Source organism: Rhizobium tumorigenes (assembly GCF_003240565.2).
GTDB classification, from domain to species: Bacteria; Pseudomonadota; Alphaproteobacteria; order Rhizobiales; family Rhizobiaceae; genus Rhizobium; species Rhizobium tumorigenes.
Genome location: NZ_CP117259.1, coordinates 73,799 through 98,533 on the forward strand (window position 1 = coordinate 73,799; position 24,735 = coordinate 98,533).

Genomic DNA, 24,735 nt, shown 5'->3' on the forward strand with positions numbered 1-24,735 from the left:
GAGAAAATAAAGCAGCAGGGAGCCCTCAGCCCTGTGCCTTCATCTCCGCCCGCAACCGTTCAAGCGCGACAACCATGTGACCGAAGACCGTCTTCGGCGAAATGCCGAGACGGTCGCCGATCTCGACGTAGGTGAGGCCATCGATGCGTGAAAGCAAGAAAACCTGTCTGGCGCGAGGCGGCATGCGCCCGAGTGCCGCCTGCACATGCCGCAGTTCCTGGCGGTTGATCGTGGTCGCTTCAACCGATTGCCTGGGATCGGATATGCTTTCCAAACCGTCGATGCCGTCGACAAAGGGCGCGAGTTTCTTGCGGCGCTGATGATCGAGAGCGAGATTCCGACCTGTCGTGACGAAATAGCCGGCAAGGTCGGCAACCTCGCGCAACAGGCCCGGCCTTTCCCAGAAACGTAAAAATGTGTCCTGCAGAAGATCTGCCGTGGTCGCTGAACATTGCACCCGACGGTAGATGACGTGTGCCAAGCGCGAACGCACGTCCATGAAGGTACCAAGTATGTCTGGGTGATCCGCGCTGTCCATAAATTGCTGCTATCATCGCATGGCAATCGGGCGCAAGAGAAAGATGATAATAATAGTCATCTTTTGTAGTCGAGCGTGGGGCTGGCAATATTTTACGTCTCTGACAGGATGCCGCCGGGACTGTTTTCTATCTCGTCGAGAACCTCGTCCGTGCCGAAGACGCCGAGACCCTGCATCGCATTGATAATGACTTGAGTGATCCAGAGGAAGCCATTGATAGCGGACGTGATCGCAAGGCGTTCGCCGTAGTTTGAAGCCGGATGAGGCAGCAGCGCTGGTAAACAGCGGTGCAAACGCATTGGCCACATAAATCCGTTTACCAGCGTCACTGTTCCAACCGCGACCATGCGGAACACATCGCCCTGAGCATCGGAGCCATCAGAGCGACGATGAATAATAAGTTCCATAATAATGATTACGCATTTTTCCTATGTAGCGGCTATTTAGTAATGCGACAGTTGGGCCAGTTAGAGATGCGACAGTCTCGCCTTTCGATGCACTGGTCAACATCAACGTTGGGAGCAAGGATGACGACGTCCAGCCTGGTGGAGACCAGGAGCGAACGGAGTCGTCATGTCCTGTTTGATCACCATGTCACAGAAAGAATTGCATCGCCTCGAAGTCATCCAGAAGATCCGGGATCATCGCTTGAGTGTCGTTCAGGCGGCCGAACTGCTTGATCTCTGTCGCAGCCAGGTCCACAGGCTGCTGCAGGCTTATGACAGTGCCGGTTCGGCCGGCCTCGTGTCGAAGAAGCGATCACGACCCAGCAATCGCCGCCACAGCGAAGATTTTCGCAATGCGGCGCTGGATCTGATCCGGGAACGCTATCTGGATTTCGGTCCGACGCTGGCGCGTGAGAAGCTGATCGAGCTTCATCAGATCTCGGTGGCCAAGGAGACGCTGCGCCAATGGATGACCGAGGCTGGTATCTGGACCTCGCGCCGAGCCCGCAAGAAGCGCGTGTTCCAACCGCGCGGCCGGCGCGACTGTTTTGGTGAACTCGTCCAGATTGACGGCTCGCATCACTGGTGGTTCGAAAGCCGCGGCCCCAAATGCGCCCTGCTCGTCTACATTGATGACGCCACCGGCAAACTGTTGCATCTGCGCTTTGCCGGATCGGAGAACACATTCGACTACCTGCATGCGACGAAGGCCTATCTGCAGCAATGGGGCAAACCGCTGGCTTTCTACAGCGACAAGCATGGTGTCTTTCGGGCGACCCATGCGTCGGAGAAAGACCGGACGAGCGGCCTGACGCAGTTTGGACGCGCGCTTTATGAGCTGAACATCGACATCATCTGCGCCAACACCCCGCAAGCCAAGGGCCGGGTTGAACGCGCCAACCAGACGCTGCAGGATCGGCTGGTGAAGGAGTTACGGCTACACGGCATCGATACGATCGCGGCGGCCAATGCCTATGCGCCGGAATTTATCGCCGACTTCAATGGTCGTTTCGGCAAGTCACCACGCAATCCGAAGGACATGCACCGGTCGCTGGCCGATCATGAGAACCTTGATGGCGCTATGTGCCGGAAGGAAGTCCGCACGTTGTCGCAAGCTTTGACGCTGCGCTACGACAAGGTGTTGTTCATTCTCGATCCGACTGACCTCTCCAGGCCACTTTCGGGAAAGAAGGTTGTTGTCTGCGATTATCCCGACGGTCGCCTCGAGATCATGCACGAGAGCTTTGCCCTGCCCTACAGAACGTTCGACAAGCTGCGGTCGGTCCATCGGCCGGACGTCGTTGAGAACAAGCGTCTGGACGACATGCTGTCTGTTGTCGCCGAGATGCAGGCCGGGCGCGAACTGCACCGTAGCAAGAGCGGTCCCCGCCGCACCGGCCAGACGGATCACATGTTCGGCATTCGCGACGGCAGCCAGGGCAATGGCTATCAGAAGCGCGGTCGCAAGCCGAGGACAGATTACATGAACGACCCGGCGGTGATTGCAAAGCGGCAGAAGGCGCTGGCGCGGATGGAGGCTGCCGAATGAACAGAAGCGCACATCGTCTCAAAGCTAAAGCCGAAACGGTGTTCTCCACCGCCCCCGCTCCGCCCTTGCAACCCGGACCAGCCGGGCGGATCGGGGGCTGACCCGCAGAGCCAGTGTCGCATTTCTAAATGGCTGACACCGTCGCGTCTCTAACCAGCTTTGACATCCTATGTAGCGCGTGTGGGTTCAAGGATGAAGTACGACTTGCGATAGATAACAATGGCTTATCGCTTGCAAGGAATGAGACATGGAACGCACCTACTCGCAGATCGACCTGGATGAGCGGCCCCAAATGCGCCCTGCTCGTCTACATTAATGACGCCACCGGCAAACTGTTGCATCTGCGCTGATCGCCGAAGCTTTACGAGGTCGCCGGCTGGCGGGGTTTCAATCGTTGAATTTCAGCCACGGGCGGATATCGACGACATCTCTGCCATCGTGGTCGGTCGCCTCGTCTGCCATGTTCTCGGCCATCTGGCCCGACGCTCGCTTCACCAGTGAAAAACAGAAATACGTAACGGCGGACGGTGGCGGGGAGTTTCAGTAAAACTCGCCTTCCTGTCTCACTATAGATTGATTGGCTGCTCCCGGACTTGACCGATACGGTATTTGTATTGCGCACGACCGAATTTGCTTTTTTTGGCCATGCGACCCGAAATTGGCATGGGAGCAGGTGCTCGATTGCCGGAAGTCCGCCCGGTTGGGCGGTCAATCAAGGAAGAAAATCATGAACAGCAAACAGATGAAGACAGGCGTTCTGGCGCTGGCCGCCGGCCTGATGGTGTCCGCTATCGGCCTGCAGGGTGCGCAGGCTGCCGACAAGATCCGCGTTCGCGGCGTGGTCGAAAGCCTGAGCGGCGATACGCTGAAGGTGAAGTCGCGCGAGGGCAAGGATGTGATGATCATGCTGAAGTCCGGCTGGGCCGTCAACGGCATCGTCAAGGCAGACGTCAGCGACATCAAGCCGGGCGATTTCGTCGGGATTGCCTCCATGCCGACTGACAGCGGCGTCAATGGCGCGCTGGAAGTGCTGATCTTCCCGGCCGCCATGAAGGGCACCGGCGAAGGCGACTACGGCTGGGACCTGAAGCCGAAAAGCTCGATGACCAATGCAACGGTTGCGAGCGCCGTGACCTCCGTTAACGGTCCGACGCTGTCACTGACCTACAAGGGCGGTGAGAAGAAGATCTCCATTCCGCCAGGCACGCCTGTCGTCACCATCGCCCCGGCCACCAAGAGCGACATCAAGGCCGGCGCCGGCGTGATCATCAACGGCACCACGGCAGGCGACAACATGGTCGAAGCCGACCGCGTCGTCGTCGGCATCAACGGCGTCGTTCCGCCTATGTGATCCAGCGCTCATGCGCTATTGTCATACGGCCCGGCTGCATCATGCAGTCGGGCTGTTCTGTTCGTCCGCCACAGCACCGTCGCCATTCGAAAATGACCCGGCTGCGTCAGCGGCATCGCACGAGGACTGTCCATGGCCAGCATCGAAGACATCGGGATCGCTCCGCCGCCAGCGCCGGCAAAGATCTACATCAGGCGCCACTCGGTCGTAACCCGCGTAACCCACTGGATCAACGTTCTCTGTCTGACGCTGCTGCTGATGAGCGGCATGCAGATCTTCAATGCCCACCCGCAACTTCACTGGGGACAATACGGCGCCGTCGAGGACCCATCCTGGTTCGAGATTGCCAGCGCCGAGGACGGTGACAAGGTCATCGGCACCACCCGCATCGGCAGCCTGACGCTGACCACCACCGGCCTGCTCGGCGCGTCCCGGGTGGACGGCGAGATGACAGCGAGGGCCTTTCCGGCGTGGGCCACCATTCCGAGCTTCCAGGATCTGGCAACCGGCCGCCGCTGGCACTTCTTCTTCGCCTGGCTGTTCGTCATCAATGGCCTGCTCTACGTCCTCTATGGCCTGATCGGCGGTCACTTCCGTCGCGACCTAGCACCGACTGCCCATGACATAGCCCCGCGCAATGTCTGGCAGGAGGTCAAGGACCATGCCCGCCTGCGTTTTCCCAAGGGGGAGAAAGCGCGCCGCTACAACGCGCTGCAGAAGCTGACCTATATCCTCGTGATCTTCATCCTGCTGCCGCTGATGATCGGCTCGGGGCTCACTATGTCTCCGGCGATGGATGCCGGTTATCCCTTCCTGCTCGACATATTCGGTGGCCGCCAGTCCGCCCGCGGCATCCATTTCATTGCCGCCTGGAGCCTCGTGCTCTTCGTCGTCGTCCATGTCGTCATGGTCATTCTGTCCGGCCTCTGGAACAACATGCGCTCCATGGTGACCGGCCGCTATGCGATATCCGGGGAGACGAAGCCATGAGCAATATTCTCTCCCGTCGCCGCTTCCTGATCGGTTCGGCCGCCGGCCTCGGCGCCATTGGCCTCACCGGCTGCGACGATGTCGCCGGCAACCAGCAGGTCCAGAAGGTACTGGCCATGGCGGAAAAGCTGACCATGGGCAGCCAGCGCCTGCTGGTATCGCGCCAGGCGCTGGCGCCAGAGTTCACCGAAGCCGAGATATCGCCGAGCTTTCATCCAAACGGCTCGACGCAGCCCAGCAGCCCCGAATATGCCAGGATGACAGAGACCGGCTTCGTCGACTGGCGCCTGAAGATCGACGGCATGGTCAACCAGCCGATGGAGTTCTCGCTGGCCGACCTTAAGAAGCTGCCGTCGCGCACCCAGATTACCCGCCACGACTGCGTCGAGGGCTGGAGCGCCATCGGCAAATGGCAGGGCGTGCCGCTCGGGCTGATCCTGCAGACGGCTGGGCTGAAGCCGGGCGCCCGCTATGCCGTTTTGCATTGTGCCGATGAACTGGAGCAGACGCTCGACGGCAGCGGCGTCTACTACGAAAGCATCGACCTCATCGACGCCTTCCATCCGCAGTCGATCCTTGCCTATTCGCTGAATGGCAAGGATCTGGCGGTGGAACACGGAGCGCCGCTACGGCTGCGCGTCGAGCGCCATCTCGGCTACAAGCACGCGAAATATCTCATGCGCATCGAAATCCGCGACCGCTTCGACGATCTCTGGGGTGGCAAGGGCGGATTCTGGGAGGACAGGGGCTATGAATGGTATGCTGGTATCTGAGGCAAAGCCGCAGCGCTGGGGGGCCCGCATCCCGCTCGCCGTGATCTACGCGGTCGCCGGTGCGTTTCATCTTGCCGTGCCCGACGTGTTCGTCACCATCACCCCGGCCTGGGTCCCCAAGCCGCACGAGGTGATTATCGTCACCGGGATCTGCGAACTGGCAGGCGCCGCAGCCCTGCTCAGCGGCCGCACGCGCACCATCGCCGGCATCGCTCTCGCTGCTTACGCCGTCTGCGTCTACCCCGCCAACATCAAACACGCCATCGACAGCCTCTCCGCCCCCACCCCACCCGTTCTCGGCTGGTGGTACCACGCCCCAAGGCTCGTCTTGCAGCCGGTACTGGTCTGGTGGGCGCTGTATGCCGGCGGCGTGGTGACGTGGCCGTTTGGCGGACGCAGGTGATGGGGGCGCTAAGCCGGCTTGGTATCTTTCAGTCGTATTCGCCGGCATAAAGATTGTCGAAGCTTTGGAAGAGCCGGATGTTCAGGCGTTCGATCCAGCCCATCGTGCGTTGCAAATTATCGTCATAGCAGTCGATCCGTTGAAGCCACAGACGGAAAGGCGTGATCGTGAACTTCACAACGGGCGTGATTGATCGAATATCGGCTGGATGATAGTCTGTGAAAGCTGCGAAGGTGCCATCTTCATTTCGCACTAAGCCCCAATCCATCGACTCGTTCCAGGAGCCGTGTATGGACTCCGACATCATGCCGTAAGTTGCCGGATAAAGGGAATCGCGTTCGACCGACGCGAAAATGTCGCGGAAGCTCTTTCCTTGCAACCGCCATTTATTCTTCCTCTGCTCGGCAAAATCGTCTTTCGTAAGACCTTCAAAATTCAACTTGTCTTGAACGGAAGCAAGCAAACGCTTGCCCGCTTTGGTATCAGAGAAGGGCGATCCTTCCTCTAGCTTTCTTAGCAATCTTAGGCGATCTTTATAGGAGCACTTGCGATAGTCCTCCATCACTGCACCATCGTTACGCATGAGATAGGTCGCGATCGTTGTTGCCTCGATCAAAGGCCGTTCGAAAATCGCAATCACCTCAGCATTTTCAGCTTTGTGAGATTTCACGCATTCCTTGAGGAGTTTTGACACTCTTACCAGCAATCCGAGGATTGGGGCGTCATCGATTGAAAATCCCGATGGGTTGCGGTCCAGATTGCGCAGCCGCGTTATACCATCATAGATATCTGCAATGTCCTTAAAAAATTGAAGCGAAAATACGTGTATTTCTTCGAGAGATTCAAAATTCTTCTCGATATAATCCGGCTTATACTTATTGGTTATTCTCTCAAATTCTTCCATTTCAAATCATACCATCGTGCAAAGCTGGGTGACAATAGCGAGCGCACCATTCCTATTAAGCGCAACTAATGCAGGCTGCTCGAAACAGCCTCTAATGCGCGCCATTAAACTGCGCACGATCCTATATGGCTCTTGCACGTCGGCAAAAGTAGGCCGGCGCCCTGCTGCCACGACCCTTGCCGCGCAAAGTCTGCAAAGGCGTGCAGGCGCCTCGGTGCTTACCGACTTTTTCACAAGCGCCCATGCCGCGATGGAATCCGATTCATTCGCTGACAAGCGCGCTATTGGACATACTTTCCGTCCATCGAGATCATCAACCCCGAGACCGCTAGCGACAGACCGCTACCCCTCGACAATCTCGAACCTGTCCGGTGGCGAGGCGGCCATTTCGGCCCAGTCTAGCTCCTGCTCGAGGGCGTGGAAGACGTCGTCGTCGATGGAGCCGGTGCGGCGGAGTTCGGCGAGTTTGACGCGTTTGGCCTTGATGGAGCGCCGCCGTAGACTGTCGAGTTCGCTTTTTTCGCGCGGGTGGATACCGTTGGCGGTGAGCTTGCGGTCCCCCTCGTAGATCGCCCGGAGCGTCCGTACCTCGTCTGTTTCCTCCAGCGTATCGAGGTCGGCAAGGGCGGTGTCGAGCAGCGTCATGCGGGCATTCGTGATGCCCTCGCGCATGGAGTCGTCGTTGCCGAATTTCAGGATGCGGATCAGCGGCCCGAGCGTCAGTCCCTGGAGTATCAAGGTGCCGAGGACGACGGTCAGGGCGGCAAAGACGATGAGGTCGCGAGACGGGAAATCCGCCGGAAGAGCAATCGCCGTTGCCAGCGTCAGCAGGCCGCGCATGCCGCACCAGCCCGCGACCAGGCTCATGCCGACGGTCGGCGGCTCCTGTGAGACGAGCTTGCGACGTGCCAGATAATTGATGACGCGGTTGTAGAGCATCACCCATCCGAGCCGAACCAGAACAACCACAAGCAGGATGGCGCCGCCAAAGGCAAAGGCGAATTCGATGTTTTTCGGGTAAAGCTGCTGGATCGTCTCGCGCGCCTGCATGCCCATCAACAGGAAGGCGAGCACGTTGAACATGAAGATCGTCGCCTCCCAGACCGAATAGGAATGGATGCGATTTCGCGCCGTCTGGCGTTCCGGCATGTAGCGGGCGATCACCATGGCGTAGGCAACGATGGCAAGCACGGCCGATAGATGCAGCCGCTCGGCAATCACCCAGGTGCCGAACGTCGCGACGAATTCGAACAGCGAGCCGCCCAGCGTGCCTGCCAGCCGCGGCGCAATGAAGATGTAGAGAAATCCGAGCGCTATGCCGAGCACCAGCCCGCCGGGGGCTGCCAGCGCCAGTTCCGGGATGACGACGGATGCCGAATTTCCACCTGTGGAAAACGCCACGGCAGCGCCGAAGATCAGCAGCGCCACGGCGTCGTTGAGCAGGCTCTCGCCTTTCAGCACCGCAAATGTTCGGCGCGGCAATGCGAACCGACTGAGCATCGCGCTTGCCGCCGCCGCATCCGGCGGCGCGACGATGGCTCCGAGCGCAACGGCAGCGGCAACAGGCAGCCCGGCAAAGGCCACGCCGACGAAGGCGACGGCTGCCGTCGTCAGGATGACAGCGATGGCGGCAAGCGAAATCAGCGGCACCCAGTTTTCACGCAGCGCTCTCGGCGGCAGGTCGTAGGCGGCATCGAACAGGGCCGGCGCGATGAAGATGGCGAGCGCCAGCTGCGGGTCGATCGAGATCGTCGGCGCCCAGGGAAGGGTCGCCACCAGCAGGCCGGCGACAGCCAGCATCGTCGGATAGGGAATCATCAGCCGGCGCGATGGCTGCAGGAAGACGATCGCCACCAGCAGCAGCGTCAGCAGGCTCTCGAAAAACGCCATGGTCTAAATTTCTCCAATCGCGCTATCTTGGTCGAAAGCAGCATTCGGCAAGCGTCAGGCTGGAGAAATCGTCTGGAGACGTTAGACGTTGGCTCTAGGAGGGCTGCCCGTCGGCCGGTCCCTCGGCCAGCTCTTCCAGGATCGGGCAATCCGGACGGTCGTTGCCGTGGCAGGCGTGAACCAGCGTTTCAAGGGTGCGGCGCAGTTCGCTCAATTCACGGATCTTGCGGTCTATCTCGCTAAGTTTGGCGCTGGCGATCTGGCGCACGTCGGCGCTGGCGCGGTCGCGATCCCCATAGAGTGCCAGCAGCTGGCGGCATTCCTCGACGGAGAAGCCGAGGCCCCGGGAGCGCTGCAGGAAGCGCAGCTTGTGGATGTCGGCCTCGCGGTAGTCGCGATAACCGTTGCCGCTGCGGTCGGGGCTGACAAGGCCAATCTCCTCATAGTAGCGAATGGTCTTTGCGGGCAGGCCCGAACGCTCCGATGCATCGCCGATGTTCATGTCGCCTCCTGAAGCTTTTCGTGGCGCAGCCGGAGGGCATTGGCGATCACCGAGACGGATGACAGGCTCATGGCCGCCGCCGCGATCATCGGCGACAGCAACAAGCCGAACACCGGATAGAGAATGCCTGCGGCGAGAGGAATGCCGAGCGCATTGTAGCCGAAGGCGAAGATCAGGTTCTGGCGAATGTTGCGGATCGTCGCCTGCGACAGGCGTCGGCCCCTGAGGATGCCGCCAAGATCGCCCTTCACCAGCGTGATGCCGGCGCTCTCCATCGCCACATCTGCGCCGGTGCCCATGGCAATGCCGACATCGGCTGCAGCCAGCGCCGGCGCATCGTTGATACCGTCGCCCGCCATCGCCACCCGGGCGCCTGCGGCGTGCAGCGCATCGACCAGCGCCTTCTTGCCCTCCGGCAACAGCCCGGCATGAACCTCGTCGATGCCGAGCTGCCGGGCAACAGCCTCGGCCGTCGCCGCCGCATCGCCCGTCGCCATGATGATTTTCAGGCCGCTCCTATGCAGGGCAGCAATCGCCGCTGCGGCTGTCGGCTTGATCCGGTCGGCCACAGCGAGCAGACCGGCAAGCCTGCCGTCGATGGCGAGGAAAACCACAGTCCTGCCGTCGCCGCGAAGGCTCTCTGCCCGGTCGCGAAGCGGTGCCGGATCGGCACCCAGCGCCTCCATCATAGCCGCATTGCCGAGGCCGACGGATGTCCCCTCGATGGTGCCGCCAATGCCCATGCCGGTCGTTGCCTTGAAGTCGGTGGTGGCCACGGCAATGATGCCCCGTCGATTAGCGGCCTCGAGGATGGCTGCTGCAAGCGGATGCTCGGAGCCCTGTTCGAGACCGGCGGCCAGTTGCAACAGCCGATCCTCCGTCATACCCTCGACGGCAATGATATCCGTGAGTTCGGGCTTGCCCTCGGTCAGTGTGCCCGTCTTGTCGATCACCAGCGTATCGACTCCGGCAAAGCGCTCCAGCGCTTCGGCATCGCGGATGAGCACCCCCTCGCGCGCGCCGCGGCCGGTGGCGATCATCACGGACATCGGCGTCGCCAGGCCCAGAGCGCAAGGGCAGGCGATGATCAGTACCGCGACCGCCGCCATCAGCGCATGGGCAAGCCGAGGTTCCGGCCCGACCGCCATCCAGATGCCGAAGGCGAGAAGTGCGGCCAGCACGACAGTCGGCACGAAGACCGCCGAGACCCGATCGACCATGCCTTGCACCGGCGCTCGCGTGCGCTGCGCCAGCGCCACCATACCAACGATGCGCGACAGCGTCGTATCGGCGCCGACCTTCTCGGCCACCATCACCATGGTGCCGTTACCATTGATGGTGCCGCCGGTGAGCATTGCGCCGAGCTGCTTTTCGACGGGCAGAGCCTCGCCCGAGATCATCGATTCATCGACCGTCGAGCTGCCTTCGGCAACCGCGCCATCCACCGGCACCCGTTCGCCAGGACGCAGCCGCAGGCGATCACCGACGCGCACAAGATCGAGCGCCACCGTCTGGTCCGTGCCATCTGGCCCGACCCGCTGTGCCGTGTCAGGCGCGAGGGCCAGCAGGGCGCGGATGGCAGAGCCAGTCTGTTCGCGTGCCTTGAGTTCCAGCACCTGGCCAACAAAGACCAGCGCCACGACGACGGCCGCCGCCTCGAAATAGACCGGCACACCCGTGCCGTGGGCTGTCATGGTCATCGGAAACAGACCGGGGGCAAGCAGGGCGACGACGCTGTAGAGATAAGCGGCGCCGACGCCGAGACCGATCAGGGTCCACATGTTCGGGCTGCGATTGAGCACCGAATTCCAGGCCCGGCGGAAAAAGGGCAGCGCAGCCCATAGCACCACCGGCGTTGCCAGCAACAACTCGATCCAGCCTGTCAGGCGCTCGCCGACCAGAGTGTCGCAGGGCAGGCCCACCATCGGCCCCATGCCGAGAACGAGCAGTGGCACAGAGAGGACCACACTCACAAAAAGCCGGCGCATGAAATCGGCGAGCTCCGGGTTCGGGCCCTCGTCTGCCGCCGGAACGCCCATAGGCTCCAGCGCCATTCCGCATTTCGGGCAATCGCCGGGCTTGTCGCTGACGACTTCCGGGTGCATCGGGCAGGTGTACTGGGTGCCTGCGGGCATCGCCGCAGCGGTAGTGGGCGCTCCAGCGACATAGGCTGCCGGATTGGCTTTGAACTTCGCCTCGCAACCGCTGGAGCAGAAATAATGTTTTGCGCCCTCGTGCCGCAGGAAATGCACCGCCGTCGCCCGGTCGACACGCATGCCACAGACAGGGTCCCGCGCCGTCAGGAACGAACCGGGGTCAGCCTCGAATTTTGCCCGGCATCCGTTGCAGCAGAAATGGTATGTGCGGCCTTCGTAAGCCAGATGCGGCTTACCGGCATCGGGATCGACGATCATGCCGCAGACGGGATCGCGGGTGACGGGGGTATGCTCCATGCCATTGCCAGAGGCGTGGGAGTGACCATGATGCGCGTCGCGATGGTGGTCGTTCGATGCCATGGCACTACTCCAAACCCCGTTGAGGTTTTCGCTTTATGAACCTTCCAGCGACTGGAGGGTCAAGCAGTTTTTTCGCATTGGACAATCGCGACCCGGCAGCTACCTGGAAGCCAGCCCGTGTGTTAGCTTCAGGCAATCGACACGTGCGAAATGATTCCAATGCGATATGAGCTTTCCGCGGCGCAGATGTCCGCTCTCCTGCCGGCCATCATTCATGCCGAAGACCGGTTGGCACGGCTGGACGAACGGGTGCTGCGCCACGCCATCGGCGACGGATTTCGCGAGCGCGGCCATTTTTTCGAAGCCGTTGCGGCTCTCTGGGTTGGCGGTGAACTGGTGCATGTCGAGGATCTCGTGCTGCACGACGCTCATATGGATGCCCGCACGCCGACCCATGAACTGACCATCGCCCACGCGCTGCTTCGCACGCGGCGCCGGCTGTGGCAGGCGGAGCCCGGCTGGGGGCTCGATCCAGCCGGCATTGCAGCTTTGCGCGGATCGGGCGAGACGGGCGGCAGCGAAGCCTCGACTGCGACCGCCGATCCAGCCGAGTCGGAGACCGGGGCCGAAGATGCCTTCAGCCTGGAGATGGCGGCAATCGACGCGGTTCTGGCCCGCTCGGACCGGCTTCTGGAGGAGACCAAAGGCCGCGCGCCGGAAACCAAGGCAGCCGTGGATCACGATCCTCTGGGCCTGATCCACGACGATGAATGGGATGAAAGCGAGCGCCTGCGCGAATGGCGTGCCGTGATTGGCGATGCAGACGGGATGCCACCTGTACTGGGCGCAGCGGTGCTTTACGATGCTTGGGAACGCCTTGAGCCGCTGCGTCGGCAGCACTGGCTTGGGGGGCTTCTGACGGCCAGCTATCTGCGGTCGCGCGGCAAGGTGACCTCGCACCTGTTCTGCCTCAATGTCGGGATGAAGGCCATCCGCTTCGAGCGCCGGCGCGCACCCGACCGCCTCACGCGGCTGACCGCTTTTCTCGAGGCGATGGCGGAGGCGGCCGAGGCGGGGCTGAAGGAACTGGACCGGCTGACGCTGGCAAGGACGCAGATGGAGAGAAGGATCAAGGATCGCCGCTCCAACAGCAGCCTACCGGCAACCATCGACCTCGTGCTGTCGCGACCGATCGTCTCAGCCGGCATGGTCGCCCGCCATGCCGGTATAACCCCGCGCGGCGCCCTTAATCTTGTCGCCGATCTCGGCATCCGCGAAATGACCGGGCGCGGGCGCTACCGAGGATGGGGCGTGCTTTGAGCTGAGTTCAAGGCCTGATCAGCCGTCCGCGCGGCCGCTCGAAAGTCTTGCGACCGCCTTTCCAGCCTGCCAGCACCGGCCTGATTTCGCGGACGATCGCGGCCGGATCGGCCCCATCGATGAGGATCATGTCGGCCGGCGCGCCGAGTTTGATATCACGCTCCTGCCCCATCAGCCGCGCCGCGCCGTTGGTGACCATTGCAAAGACGCCCAGAATGTCCGCATCGAGCGAAACCTGCGCCACATTGGCGTAGAGATTGGCCATGCGGATCAGCGACGCGTCGCCATAGGGGGTGAAAGGGTTCATGACATTGTTGGTGGCGATCGATGTCACCACGCCAAGCTTCGACAGATCCAAGGCCGGGGCGACGCCGCGGGGCACCAGATGATCCCGGTCGCGGCCGGTCAGAAAGAGGTCCGTGGACGGCAGTACCGTCACTGCCACACCGGCGTCGGCCAGCCGGCTACCGATCTCGGAAACCGCATGTGGCGACAGGGCGGACAGCTTGGTCACATGGCCGACCGAGACCCGCCCATTGTAACCGCGCGCCACCGTCTCTGAAATCACCGCGGGAAGGTTGGAGTTCTCCGGGTTCAGATCGAAATCGAGATGGAAGTCCACCGCTGTGCCGAAACGCTCGGCGAGATCGAAGATACGGCGGATATGCTCCTTGGGTTCGGGGTCGGTGTAGGGGCAGCCACCGACCAGATCAGCGCCGTCGGCAAGCGCCTGCGCCAGCATCGCATCGGTTTCCGGCTCCTGTGTCAGCCCCTCCTGCGCAAAGGCGCAGATCTCGATATCGATGGCCCACGCATAGTCCGACTTCAGCTGACGGATAGCCTCGAAAGAGCGAAACCCGGCGCGAGGGTCGATCTCGACGAAGGTACGCAGCAGCGTCGTGCCCTGAAGGATGGCCCGCTCCAGAACGGTGGACGCGCGGGTATAGACATCTTCAACGGTAAAACCGGCTTTCGCCCGCGCCGTTTCGCGCACCGCTTCGGCAAGAGTTCCCTCGCAGATCGAGCATCTGCCGAGGATGCCGGCCTTATCGAGATGGATATGGCTGTCGACAAAGCCGCTGCAAAGATAGCCCCCGCCGGCGTCTTCGACCATGCCGCCGAAGGGAATGGCTCGATCTATCGCAGCGACAAGCCCCTTCGATATCCCGAGATCCATCTTGGTCCGATAACCGGGCAGGCGTGCGTTGGCGATGACGAAGTCGAATGGCATGGGCATCCCCGGAAAAGACTGTCGCCGAGATTTACCGGCGCGGGGCAGGAGGAAGCAAGAGCGCCGCCACCGAATTCATCCGGGAGTGCAAATGGTTCCTCACAGCCGGCCCTTTCGGCGATGAGTATTTGGCAGAAATATCAGCCGCTTCTCGGCAATTGGGCGAATTCTATAAGGGGATCGTGGTACCACGCGTCGCGGACGCACGTCAGAGAGATAACTCACTCGCGTTAACGAGTTTAACATTTTAGATTTGACTTTATTAGTCCAGAATTTAGATTGGACTTCACCTACCTAAAATGTTAATTTTCGGACAAAATTTTCAAGGAATTTCATGTTGGAAAACCCTATCTTCGAGCAAAAATCAGCGTTCCTGAGCGCTATGGCCAACGAGCAGCGTTTGCGCGTCCTCGACATTCTGACGCGGGGCGAAATGCCGGTCGGCGCATTGGCCGACATGATCGGTCTGAGCCAGTCGGCGCTGTCGCAGCATCTTGCGAAGTTGCGTTCTGCCCACATGGTGAAAACCCGCCGCGATGCGCAGACGGTTTACTACACTGTCAATTCGGAAAGTGTCCGCAAGGTCCTGGCGCTGCTCGAGGAGATCTTCGAAGCGCCGGAGGTGAAGGCAGAAGGCCTAAAGGCGGGCTGATTTCCAGCACAGCCCCGGCTGTTTCCGGCTTGCTGCAGCAAGATTTAGCTCTTCAGCAGCGAGCCGATCCTGCGGATAGCCAGTTGATAACCTTCCGTGCCGAGACCGGCGATAACCCCGTCTGCCCGGCTCGACACGTAGGAATGGTGTCGAAACGCCTCGCGCTTGTGAACATTCGAAATGTGCACTTCGATCACCAGGCCGTCATAGGCGTTCAGCGCGTCTAGAATCGCGATTGAGGTGTGAGTGAAAGCGGCCGGATTGATAACGATCGCAGCTGCCTCTTCGCGGGCAGCGTGAATCCAGTCGATGATCTCGTATTCCCGGTTGCTCTGCTCGAAACGGATCGCATGGCCGTATTCCTGCGCCACGCGGCGGCAATCGGCTTCCACGATCGACAGGGTCTCGTGGCCATAAACGTCCGGCTGGCGCTTGCCGAGCAGGTTCAGGTTGGGGCCGTTCAGGACGTAGATCAGGCTCATGGTGTTTTCTCGATTGTCGCGACGGCTTTTGCCAACTGCCAACGGCAAGGCTACAGCATCATAGCCGTTGCTGTCGACCACCGGCACGACGACACGTTAAACTGTCAGCCAAGATCAGCCCTGCTTTTCGGCCAGTGCTTCGTCCTGCTGGCGATCCTGGTGACGCCGCACAAGCTCGGCCTGTACCTCGTCCTGGAACAACATCACCTGCCGGCGGACGTCATCTTCGGAAAGGCCCACCGCCGTCAGCTGCGCTGCCAACCTGCGGCATTCCGTTTTCCAGTAATCGACAGCGTCGGTGCCATGCTTATCGTCCAGTTCCCGTGCGCAACGCTCGATATCACCCGCACGACTTGCCACAGGAAACACCACGATATTGCCATTGCCAACGACACTCAGCAGTTCACTCAACTTCGACGCCATGCGACTCAAAACCCTCGTTTACTGCTCCCTGTTTACGCGCAGTTGGTTAACGGTCTCTTGGCGAGGTAACCGGAATGGCACAACCGCGCCCTTTGCCTTTCCATGAGTCATCCCGCGCGATGGCGCGAAGACCGGAACGTGAGGATCGCAGGACCTGCTCGCAGCGTTTTCGGAACTGCCTTTGCGACCATCAACATCGTCGAGGAGGGCTGGCTGCATTGCTGGACAGGCGGCGTGGTGCTCGTCGTCAGCGATCTGAAGCAATATCCCGAACTCAGGCATCTGCATTTCGTCAACGGCAATCTCTTTTCCTGTTTTATGCAGGAGCACCGTGTAGCGGCTATTTAGCAATGCGCCAGTTGGGCCAGTTAGAGATGCGACAGTATCGCCTCCCCTTCCACAGGTCTTAGCCATCCACCTGTTTCATATCCCTGACGTTTTCGACCTTGGTGGTTGTGACAGTGAGTGATTGGGCGAGGATGCCGTTGAACAGCGGGCAGACGAAGAAGAGGTCGCGGTGTGTCTGGGTGGAGGCGTTTTCGAGGGCGTGGGCTAGCGCTTTCAGGAGGACGGATCCAGAACGGAACGCGTAGGTTCCAGCCGAGGCTTCGCTGGAGATGACCTTTTTCTCGGCCGCCTCGACCACGTTGCCCTCGTCGTTTTTACGGAGATAGCTGTAGAGCGGATTTTGGCTCTGGAAGGTCAGCGCGAGGCCGCCGGCTTCTGGGTGGCGGGCAAAGTGGAAGGCTGGATCGAGGGCGGTCGAGTAGAGGATGTCGGCGAGATCGATGACGACAGGACTGTTGTGCGAACCGAGTTGCAGGGCTGCGCCGGCAAGGCTGCTGAACGCTGCGCCGGCCGTGAAGTGCGACAGGAAGACGACGCGGCAACCGGGAAACCAGGCTTGGAGGTAGTTGCTAGCAAAGGCGCGTGTTGCCGGCCGATCGTGGAGCACGAATGCGTAGCTGGAGGGCGCAGTGCCCCTCGCCCACGGCCGCTGCTTCAACGTGGCGTGGAGGAAGGGCTCGGCTTGCCCGATATCGATGAGTGCCTTGAGACTGCCATCGGCGGAGACGAAGTCCGGGCCGGCCAGCGGCACGACGATATTGAGGCCGGCAATGGTCATCGGCGTTACGAGGCCATGGCAAGGGGGGCATCGGCCGAAGACGGTAAGCCGCTGGTGGCGAGGTATGCGTTCAGGTCCTCCGGTGTGCCGAGGCCTTTCATGGCATCCGGGCTGACCTCGTAGACGCCGATCCTTGCGCCGTTGCGGATCATGTAGTTGTAGGCCGGGCAGGTGTAGAACTCGTTGTTCACCCGGTCGTTACAGGCGATCATGTCGACGGCGGCGCGGACGAAATCGGAGCCCCGACGGAAGAGATAGATGCCGACGGTGGCGAGATCGGAGATCGGCTTCTTCTCGGCCACCTCGGTGACCAGGCCACGGTCATCGACCTTGGCGAAGGACCATTTCGGGTCCATCTGCGCATCGCGAAAGACCAGGATCGAGCCGTCGAGCTTGCGCTGCAGGCAATCCTCGATGAAGGCGCTGCAATCGAAATCGACCCACTGATCCGAGTTGGCAATCAGCAGCGGCCGGTCGTTGTCGAAGCTGCTTCGGGCAAGCAGCACCGTGCAGGCGGTACCCTCCGTCAGGCGGTCCACGGGCCGGATCGTCGTGCCCATTGCCCGCAAGAGCTGTACGTCTCCATCGCATGCCTTCATGTGCTCGGCGCGCAGCAGCACCGTGGGCGTAGCGTTTGGCGGGCATACATTGCCGATGACATGTTCGAGCATCATCCGGCCATCGACATCGATGAACGGTTTCGGCTTGCGCCAGTTCTGCCGGGCAAAGCGGCTGCCCTCGCCGGCCGCCGGGATGAGGACGTTGATCGGTCGCTCGTCCTGTGACTGGTCGCGCAGGCTTGCGGCGAGCTCAGTGGCGGCGAATTCGGCGATCTTTTCCGGCGAATAGAAGCTGTAATATCTGGAGGCCTCGATCTTCACATAGGCGACCTCTTCGTCGCTCAGGATGATCTGGTTGAGGGCGGCGGAGAAATAATATTGTCCCTCGACGTCATCGCCGTTGAGGATTGCGCGACGTGCCGCTGCGAAGAAGTCACCTGCCCGCCGGAAGTAATAGAAGCCGGCAACGGCGATATCGGAGACGACCCGTTTTTCCGTCGCCTGGGCGACCCGTCCGTCGCCTTCGGGCACGATGTAGCACCAGCGCGGATGGACGGAGCGGAAGGTGACGACGCCGGAGGCAACGTCGTCGTGGCGAAACTTCTCCAGAATTTCCATCAGCGGCGCATCGATGATCTGGTCGCTATTGCAGATGACGAGAGGCGCCTCCAGATCCAGTTCGTCGCCGGCAAGCAGCGCGGAGCAGAGGCCGCCCTTGGTCTCGCCGACGCGCTGTATGACCTTCGTCCCCTGTCCGCCGACAATCATCAGTGTCTCGTCGAGCGAGAAGCGTCGCGCATCGTCCGCCGAGATGATGAAGCAGAAGCGGGCGTCGGCAATCGTCGACCGCAGGGCCGAGACGACGCAGTCGATCATCGGTTTGCCGGCGATCTCGATCAGCGGCTTGGGAAAGAAATACTCTTGCTCGGGAAAGAACTGCGAGCGGCTGGCGATCGGCATGAGAATCTGCATGGAGGATCCTGATCGGTGTTACGCTGTCTTGCGATGGGAGATTGCGGATGTACCGGCATTTGCCGCTTCAGGCCTTGTTGCGTTGAAACCCGTGGAGCCCTGCCCCAGCATGCGGCCCATGTCCGCGAGTTCGATCTCGCTGATGCGCTGCATGATCCGCTCATAGGTCACATCGGCGGGCGTGCCGATCACGAGCACATGACCGCCGCTTGCGCGCGCTGCCCGGATGCCGTGCTCGTTGTCCTCTAGGATCAGGCACTCATGCGGCTCGACGCCGAAGCGCTGCATTGCCGAGAGATACATTTCGGGATCGGGCTTTGCCTTGGCGACGTCCTCGTTGGAGACAATGGCGTCGATGAACGGCGAAAGCGCTGCGAGGCGCATCATCACCTCGATGGAATTGCGGATCGAATTTGAGCAGACGGCGATCTTACGGCCTGATTTGTGCAGTCGTGACAGGGCCTTCTGGTGATGGAAGACCGGCTTGCAACGCAGGTGGGTGAGTTCGATGGTGTAATTCTGCTTCAACCCGTTCAGCAGATCGTGCAGCCCGCGCGGCAGGCCGTGGGCTGCGGTCAAAATCTCGAGCTTGCGACGTGTCGGCAGTCCATCGAAGGTGGACAGATGGGATTCGCGGCTGATCGTGTAGCCGAACAGCTCGAGCGCGCGGTTCAGCGCCTCGTAATGCCAGTCCTTGGCGTCGATCAGGACACCATCCATATCGAATAGAACGGCTTTGATCATGCTGCTTCACTCCCGAAATAAACAGCTGCGGCATCGGGAAAATCCGTGCAGAGCAGCATGGAGGCGAGATCCAGGTTTGGTCGATCCCGCAGCGACGACCAGAAGGTTTCGTGCGGGCGCTTGTGCAGCTCGGGCGAAACCAGCGCGATCGGCTTGCCATTCGTGGACAGTCCCGCTGCCACGTCGACCTGGGGAAATTCGCCAGTAAAATTGTCGAGCCAGATGCCGGAAGATTCTGCCGCCAGCGCGGGCGTCGGCTCGTATTCGCTAACACGGGTGTACACCGGCATTCCGGCCCTGATGTAGGCCAGCATATCCGGGATCGACATATCGAACACGAAATAGGAAGTGACGCCGTGAACGCGCAATGCGCGGTGGGTCATTTCGGCAAGACCGTCGGCCTTGATGTTCAGCGCCAGCGTTCCCGTGCAGCCGTTGACGGCATAGAAATCGAGTAGCCAGTCGAGGGTGATGATGTCGTCGGAACGGGTTGGCGGATCGTGGGAAATGACGAGTGTGCCGTCGAGATCGCGAATGTCAGTTTCGAGGCCGAACCCGGCGAGAAGAGCGCTGCAAAGGGCAGTACGCGAATTTTTAGCGACGTTGTCGTTCCAGCTGCCGCGATGAGCAAGGATGCTGCTTCTGGCAATCTTGCCCATTCTACCGCCCCTGCCCGAGATCATCGATCAGCACATGCCGTCCCTGCATGGCCGTGCCGCAGCAAAACCCTGAGTCGCGCTGTCCAGATCATTGGAGGGGCTGCAGCTTGTGCCAGCCTTATGGTCGAGCAATATGCGGGGAAAATCGTCCGATGGTCATCAAGTCAAAGTTGTAGGCTGAGGCAATAATGCGTCTGCACAATGTGTGAGCATGACGCCGGGCGCTTAGCGCGATCAGTGCGGCCGCAGTTCCATCGATTGCTCCGCAGCCGCCGCTCCGTCCGTTGAAGCTGTACCCTGCTCGGCCATTCGCGCCGAGAGATCGAAGAGTTCTGTCAGTTCCTGGTGCTCGCGGTAGGCCGACAACCAGTTCTGCTCGCTGGCAGCCTTTGCTTCCGCGGCATCGTCTATCCATGACGCGAGGGGGTCGCGTGGTTCTTCCTGGTCGGACGGTTTGTCAATCGGCTGGAACTGGGCGATCAGGAGGCCGATTTTCTGTAACTGGGAGCGCTGCTGCATCCGGCGTTCGTTGGCGATCAGCAGTCGGAAGGCGTTCACCAAAGTGCTCTTCGGTGAAGGCAGTTCTTCGATGTCTACAAGCCTTGTCTCGGTAATCGGGTTGGATTTCAGGTAGACGAGAAACTCGCGGACAATGTGACCGGCGTGGAGCAGCGGCGCTGTGTCGATTGGTGTTTCCGACGTGCACTGCTCGAGCGTTCTGTCATGGAGTTCCATTTGTAAATCCTTCCGATTTCGCTCGTTAACGCATTCGAAAGGATTTGGTTCAACTGACGCCTGGACGGGCATCCACGGCCTCGGTGGGCTGAAGCCGTGGAGGTCATGCTTTAGTCGCGGAACTTGCTGTCGAGTTCGTTGATGGCGGCGACGTTGGAGGCGCTGCGGCCGTTTTCGTCGAAGGTCTGCGCGAGGTAGGCATCGGCGATGGATTTTGCGACTTCACTGCCGATGACGCGAGAGCCCATGGTGATGATCTGGGCGTTGTTGGATAGAGCTGCGCGCTCCGCCGAATAGGTGTCGTGGCAAAGGGCGGCGCGGATGCCGGGGACCTTGTTGGCGGAGATCGACACGCCGATGCCGGTGCCGCAGACGAGGATGGCGCGGTCGTATTTGCCGGCCAGCACATCGGCGGCGACGCGAGCCGACAGATTGGCGTAGAATTCGTCCGAGCCATCGATGGGCTTGGAGACTTCGGAGACCTCGTGGCGGTCCTTCAGGTATTCGGCGAGGACGTGGGCGAGCCCGTTTCCGGCGCTATCGCCAGCGATTGCGAGTTTCATGGGTTTTCTCCTTCGTGTGTGAACTGGATATGGGGTCGATCAGAGAACGGCACAAACGCGGGCCAGGATGTCGAGATAGCCGGTGACATTCCAGGCCGAGCGGCCGATGAAAAGGCCGTCGATATGGTCGCAGGCCGCGAGTTCGGCGCAGTTGCCGGGATTGACGGAACCGCCATAGAGGCACGGCACACGGCGCCCGAGGATTCCCTCCGCAACCTTGATGATCTCGGCCTGGCGGGCATCCGCATAATCGGCTTTCGCCGGGATGCCATTTTCACCGATTGCCCAGACGGGCTCGTAGGCGAGCAGCAGCGGTGCTGTCCGCTGCTGCTCGCTAAGCTTGCCCAGCGCGCCGCGCACTTCGGCGGCAAGAACCTCGTCAGCGCGGCCGCTCTCGCGGTCGGCCAGTGTTTCGCCGATGCAGATCAGCGGGATCATTCCGTGACGCACGGTCGCCTCGACCTTGAGGCCGACTGTCTCATCGGTTTCGCCAAAGAATTCGCGTCGCTCGGAGTGGCCGAGTTCGACGACATCCATGCCGCAGTCGACCAGCATCAGCGGTGAAATCTCGCCAGTCCAGGCACCGGATTCAGCCCAGTGCATGTTCTGGGCACCGACCTTGACGGCACTGTCCTTCAGCATCGCCTTAACTTCGCGGATAGAAGTAAAGGGCGGGATGACGAAACATTGCAGGCGCGGATCGTTGACGATCTCCGCGTTGGCAAGTCCCTCGGCAAAGCTGCGCGCTTCAGCGAGCGTCTTGTTCATCTTCCAACTCGTGCCGATCCAGAAAGGCGTCTCGGTCATGGTCTTCTCTCCCGGCGCTCAGGGCTGCGCCCAAATTCATGCTGCTACGATGACAACCGGCGCCGCCAAGGCGGCTGGCGGCTAGAGGTTAAGGTCGGAAATCCCGGTGTCGATGTGCGGCGCCCAGAAGGCGATCGACTCGGCGATCTGCTCGATCACCTGCCGGTCGTTGGGCTCGCGCTCCTTGAACGACAGCTCCAGGCAGATTTCATTGTCTTTGGCGCCGCCCTCGGCGAAAGCGGCAAGCAGCGGCTCCGGCTGGACACGCCCCTTGGCGTTGAATTCCGCCGTGAACGGCCGGTGGCCGCCCTTGTCCATTAGCGATTGCTTGATGTGGATGATCGGCGACACCGGCGGCACCGCCCGTGCCCAGGCATAGGGATCGATATCGTCCGGATTGCTGCTGGTGACATCGCCGTGGTCGATATCGGCCATCATCCACATCGGCACTGCCATATTGCCCGCGGTCAGGCGATCCTGGAGGGCAAAGCTGGCAGCGATGGTTTCGCCGAACTCGCGGCCGATCGACATCGGCTCCCAGAACACGTAGCTCAGACCCGCTGCCTTGGCATGCTCGGCCACCTCGGCCCAGCAATCGATGGCGATCTTGATCAGCTCCTCGCGCCGCGCCGCGTCGTCGAAATCGCGGTAGGTGAAAATGGCAAACTGCGTGCCGACGGAGCTGCCGCCGAGATCTGCGGTGATGTCGGCGAAGGTCTTGAACCATTCGACATAGTAGCGCCGCACATCCGCATCCGGATGGCCGAAATGGTTGAGGCGGCCATAGGGCCCTGTCATACCGGAGGTGACGCGTACGCCGGTGCGGGTCAATGCAGATCGCATGTCGCGCGTCAGGCGCCGGATGACGGCAGCGGGCCAGGAGGGGTTGATGAACTCGTGCGTCAACTGCACATCGCGGATCTTCAGGTCACGCGCGATAGCGCCGATCAGGTCGGCCGGCTCGGCATAGCGGTTGACCAGCGGGTTGGTGTTAAGCGACAGCGTCAGCCCCATCGGTAGCTCCTGTAAACGGTGCGTGGCCGACCTCGTCGACTACGCCTGTAAAAATCGCAGTGGCTCAGGCCGAGCGCGCCATTTGCCCATCGAACCAGGCGCCGAAAGCGGCCTTTTCTTCGGCACTCATGTGCAGGCCGTGCTTTGTGCGGCGGGTCAGGATGTCCTCCGCCGTTTCTGCCCATTCCTGCTCGATCACGTAGCGCACTTCTGCCTCATAGAAGTTGGGCCCGAAACATTGGCCGAGGGCTGCCACCGATGTGGCACCGCCGATCAGCTTCGATGTGCGGGCGCCATAGAGGCGGGCATAATGGCGGGCGAGCCCGCGCGGCAGCCAGGCATAATCGCGCTGCAGCTTTTCGAGAAAGCGAGGCACGTCGGCGCCCTCTATGTCGCCGCCCGGCAGGATGCCCTTGGCCGTCCAGTCTGGTCCCATCTTCGGGAAGGTCGCCTGGAGCTTCTGGATAGCGTGTTCGGCGAGCTTGCGGAACGTGGTGATCTTGCCGCCGAAGACATTCAGCAAGGGCGCGCCGCCCGTCGTGTCGAGGTCGAAGACGTAGTCGCGGGTAACGGCGGAAGGGTTACCCTTGCCGTCGTCGTAGAGCGGCCGGACGCCGGAGAACGTCTGCAGCACGTCCTCGCGGCGGAGCGTCTGCTTGAAGTATCGATTGACGGCGTTGAGCAGGTATTCGATCTCGCTCTCGTCGGCCGAAACGGCTTCAGGCGCACCCTCGTAGGGGATGTCGGTGGTGCCGATCAGGGCCTTGTCACCCTCGTAGGGATTGATGAAAATCACGCGCTTGTCGTGGTTCTGCACCAGATAAGCCTGCGGTCCGTCCCAGAATTTCGGCGTGATGATGTGGCTGCCCTTGACTAGCCGAACGTTGCGGCTGGAATTGGTGCCGGCGACGCGGCCGATGATGTCGTTGACCCAGGGGCCGCCGGCATTGACCAGAGCCCGCGCCATGACGACGCGCTTGGCGCCGGTGCGCGTGTCGGTCATCTGCACCCGCCACAGATCGCCCTCGCGCCGTGCGGAGTTGCAGACGGTGCGCGTCAGCACTTCGGCGCCGTGTTCGGCGGCGTCCTTGGCGTTCAGCACGACCAGTCGGGCATCGTCGACCCAGCAGTCGGAATACTCGAAGCCCCTGGTGTATTTGTCCTTGATCGGCGCGCCTTCGGGATCGCGCCTGAGGTCGAGCGTGCGGGTTGCCGGCAGTTTTTTACGGCCGCCGAGATGGTCGTAGAGAAACAGGCCTAGGCGCACCAGCCAGGCGGGCCGATCATTGGGACTGTGCGGCAGCACGAAGCGCATCGGCCAGATGATGTGGCTCGCTGAATTCAGCAGCACTTCGCGCTCGATCAGGGCTTCGCGGACCAGACGGAATTCGTAATACTCGAGGTAGCGCAACCCACCATGCACCAGCTTGCCGGAGCGCGACGACGTGCCTTGCGCAAGGTCATCTTTTTCGCAGAGGATCACCGACAGCCCACGGCCCGCAGCATCGCGCGCGATGCCGGCGCCATTGATGCCGCCACCGATGATGAACATGTCTACCGTTTGAATATCGCTCATCTGCATTCTCCTGCGGCATGTGCCAGTGTCTTTTTCCGGTTCTGCCGGATGTGATTGTCGATCGGGGTC

The 24,735-nt window shown here is 61.1% G+C and carries 25 protein-coding genes and 1 pseudogene; 8 read left to right on the plus strand and 18 right to left on the minus strand.

Annotated features, from left to right (window positions below):
• Positions 1-25: 25 nt before the first annotated feature.
• Positions 26-538, minus strand: coding sequence for an RNA polymerase sigma factor (locus PR017_RS25940; protein WP_111221222.1), 513 nt, complete (start codon positions 536-538; stop codon positions 26-28).
• A 152-nt stretch (positions 539-690) separates the two neighbouring features.
• Positions 691-932: pseudogene (locus PR017_RS25945) on the minus strand (PTS sugar transporter subunit IIC); the annotation flags it as partial.
• Between the two features lie 179 nt (positions 933-1,111).
• Between PR017_RS25945 and PR017_RS25950 the strand changes: the two are divergent.
• From PR017_RS25950 to PR017_RS25970, 5 genes are all read left to right on the plus strand, one after another.
• Complete coding sequence (locus PR017_RS25950) at positions 1,112-2,533, plus strand: ISNCY family transposase (RefSeq protein WP_111218748.1); 1,422 nt, start codon at positions 1,112-1,114, stop codon at positions 2,531-2,533.
• 727 nt (positions 2,534-3,260) lie between these two features.
• A complete protein-coding gene (locus PR017_RS25955; RefSeq protein ID WP_111220981.1) occupies positions 3,261-3,884 on the plus strand; it encodes a hypothetical protein in 624 nt (207 codons plus the stop codon).
• Between the two features lie 132 nt (positions 3,885-4,016).
• On the plus strand, positions 4,017-4,874 hold the full coding sequence (locus tag PR017_RS25960; RefSeq protein ID WP_111220982.1) for a cytochrome b/b6 domain-containing protein: 858 nt from the start codon (positions 4,017-4,019) through the stop codon (positions 4,872-4,874).
• Complete coding sequence (locus PR017_RS25965) at positions 4,871-5,647, plus strand: molybdopterin-dependent oxidoreductase (protein WP_111220983.1); 777 nt, start codon at positions 4,871-4,873, stop codon at positions 5,645-5,647. Before PR017_RS25960 ends, PR017_RS25965 begins: the two co-directional genes overlap by 4 nt.
• On the plus strand, positions 5,625-6,050 hold the full coding sequence (locus tag PR017_RS25970) for a DoxX family protein (protein WP_240539023.1): 426 nt from the start codon (positions 5,625-5,627) through the stop codon (positions 6,048-6,050). Before PR017_RS25965 ends, PR017_RS25970 begins: the two co-directional genes overlap by 23 nt.
• A gap of 28 nt (positions 6,051-6,078) precedes the next feature.
• Here PR017_RS25970 and PR017_RS25975 read toward each other — a convergent pair whose 3' ends face one another.
• The 4 genes from PR017_RS25975 to PR017_RS25990 all read right to left on the minus strand — a co-directional run bounded on the left by PR017_RS25975 (position 6,079) and on the right by PR017_RS25990 (position 11,862).
• On the minus strand, positions 6,079-6,954 hold the full coding sequence (locus tag PR017_RS25975) for a DUF5677 domain-containing protein (RefSeq protein ID WP_111220985.1): 876 nt from the start codon (positions 6,952-6,954) through the stop codon (positions 6,079-6,081).
• A 342-nt stretch (positions 6,955-7,296) separates the two neighbouring features.
• Entirely contained in the window at positions 7,297-8,844 is a 1,548-nt protein-coding gene (locus PR017_RS25980) for a cation:proton antiporter (RefSeq protein ID WP_111220986.1), read from the minus strand.
• Positions 8,845-8,938: 94 nt separating this feature from the next.
• Positions 8,939-9,346, minus strand: coding sequence for a Cu(I)-responsive transcriptional regulator (cueR, locus tag PR017_RS25985; RefSeq protein WP_111220987.1), 408 nt, complete (start codon positions 9,344-9,346; stop codon positions 8,939-8,941).
• The gene (locus PR017_RS25990; protein ID WP_111220988.1) at positions 9,343-11,862 is read right to left on the minus strand and encodes a heavy metal translocating P-type ATPase; all 2,520 of its coding nucleotides are present in this window, start codon (positions 11,860-11,862) and stop codon (positions 9,343-9,345) included. Before PR017_RS25990 ends, cueR begins: the two co-directional genes overlap by 4 nt.
• Before the next feature lie 159 nt (positions 11,863-12,021).
• Here PR017_RS25990 and PR017_RS25995 point away from each other — a divergent pair, with 159 nt between their 5' ends.
• On the plus strand, positions 12,022-13,122 hold the full coding sequence (locus tag PR017_RS25995) for an RHE_PE00001 family protein (RefSeq protein WP_111220989.1): 1,101 nt from the start codon (positions 12,022-12,024) through the stop codon (positions 13,120-13,122).
• 7 nt (positions 13,123-13,129) lie between these two features.
• Here the strand turns inward: PR017_RS25995 and PR017_RS26000 are convergent, their stop codons facing one another.
• Complete coding sequence (locus tag PR017_RS26000) at positions 13,130-14,353, minus strand: amidohydrolase family protein (protein WP_111220990.1); 1,224 nt, start codon at positions 14,351-14,353, stop codon at positions 13,130-13,132.
• A gap of 334 nt (positions 14,354-14,687) precedes the next feature.
• Here PR017_RS26000 and PR017_RS26005 point away from each other — a divergent pair, with 334 nt between their 5' ends.
• Complete coding sequence (locus PR017_RS26005) at positions 14,688-15,005, plus strand: ArsR/SmtB family transcription factor (RefSeq protein WP_111220992.1); 318 nt, start codon at positions 14,688-14,690, stop codon at positions 15,003-15,005.
• A gap of 44 nt (positions 15,006-15,049) precedes the next feature.
• Here PR017_RS26005 and aroQ read toward each other — a convergent pair whose 3' ends face one another.
• Together aroQ and PR017_RS26015 are read right to left on the minus strand one after the other, a co-directional pair.
• Positions 15,050-15,487 carry a type II 3-dehydroquinate dehydratase gene (aroQ, locus tag PR017_RS26010; RefSeq protein ID WP_111221224.1) on the minus strand — a complete coding sequence of 146 codons (438 nt, stop codon included), beginning with the start codon at positions 15,485-15,487 and terminating at the stop codon, positions 15,050-15,052.
• Between the two features lie 114 nt (positions 15,488-15,601).
• Positions 15,602-15,910, minus strand: coding sequence for a DUF6074 family protein (locus PR017_RS26015; protein WP_111220993.1), 309 nt, complete (start codon positions 15,908-15,910; stop codon positions 15,602-15,604).
• Positions 15,911-16,048: 138 nt separating this feature from the next.
• Here PR017_RS26015 and PR017_RS26020 point away from each other — a divergent pair, with 138 nt between their 5' ends.
• Complete coding sequence (locus PR017_RS26020; protein WP_133255608.1) at positions 16,049-16,258, plus strand: hypothetical protein; 210 nt, start codon at positions 16,049-16,051, stop codon at positions 16,256-16,258.
• Positions 16,259-16,316: 58 nt separating this feature from the next.
• Here the strand turns inward: PR017_RS26020 and PR017_RS26025 are convergent, their stop codons facing one another.
• The 9 genes from PR017_RS26025 to PR017_RS26065 form a co-directional block, all read right to left on the minus strand.
• The gene (locus PR017_RS26025) at positions 16,317-17,036 is read right to left on the minus strand and encodes a glycosyltransferase family protein (RefSeq protein WP_206423189.1); all 720 of its coding nucleotides are present in this window, start codon (positions 17,034-17,036) and stop codon (positions 16,317-16,319) included.
• A gap of 5 nt (positions 17,037-17,041) precedes the next feature.
• Positions 17,042-18,568 carry a glycosyltransferase family 2 protein gene (locus PR017_RS26030; protein ID WP_111220995.1) on the minus strand — a complete coding sequence of 509 codons (1,527 nt, stop codon included), beginning with the start codon at positions 18,566-18,568 and terminating at the stop codon, positions 17,042-17,044.
• 18 nt (positions 18,569-18,586) lie between these two features.
• Positions 18,587-19,312: an HAD family hydrolase gene (locus tag PR017_RS26035; protein WP_111220996.1), complete on the minus strand. Its 726-nt coding sequence runs from the start codon at positions 19,310-19,312 to the stop codon at positions 18,587-18,589.
• Positions 19,309-19,971, minus strand: coding sequence for a PI-PLC domain-containing protein (locus PR017_RS26040; RefSeq protein ID WP_111220997.1), 663 nt, complete (start codon positions 19,969-19,971; stop codon positions 19,309-19,311). The genes PR017_RS26035 and PR017_RS26040 overlap by 4 nt, the downstream gene beginning before the upstream one ends.
• Positions 19,972-20,205: 234 nt before the next feature.
• Complete coding sequence (locus PR017_RS26045; RefSeq protein WP_111220998.1) at positions 20,206-20,706, minus strand: hypothetical protein; 501 nt, start codon at positions 20,704-20,706, stop codon at positions 20,206-20,208.
• Positions 20,707-20,816: 110 nt separating this feature from the next.
• On the minus strand, positions 20,817-21,269 hold the full coding sequence (gene derI / locus PR017_RS26050; RefSeq protein ID WP_111220999.1) for a D-erythrulose-4-phosphate isomerase: 453 nt from the start codon (positions 21,267-21,269) through the stop codon (positions 20,817-20,819).
• Between the two features lie 39 nt (positions 21,270-21,308).
• Entirely contained in the window at positions 21,309-22,076 is a 768-nt protein-coding gene (locus PR017_RS26055; protein WP_111221000.1) for a triose-phosphate isomerase, read from the minus strand.
• 81 nt (positions 22,077-22,157) lie between these two features.
• On the minus strand, positions 22,158-23,090 hold the full coding sequence (locus tag PR017_RS26060; protein ID WP_111221001.1) for a sugar phosphate isomerase/epimerase family protein: 933 nt from the start codon (positions 23,088-23,090) through the stop codon (positions 22,158-22,160).
• Between the two features lie 64 nt (positions 23,091-23,154).
• Complete coding sequence (locus PR017_RS26065) at positions 23,155-24,666, minus strand: glycerol-3-phosphate dehydrogenase (RefSeq protein ID WP_111221225.1); 1,512 nt, start codon at positions 24,664-24,666, stop codon at positions 23,155-23,157.
• Between the last annotated feature and the right edge of the window lie 69 nt (positions 24,667-24,735).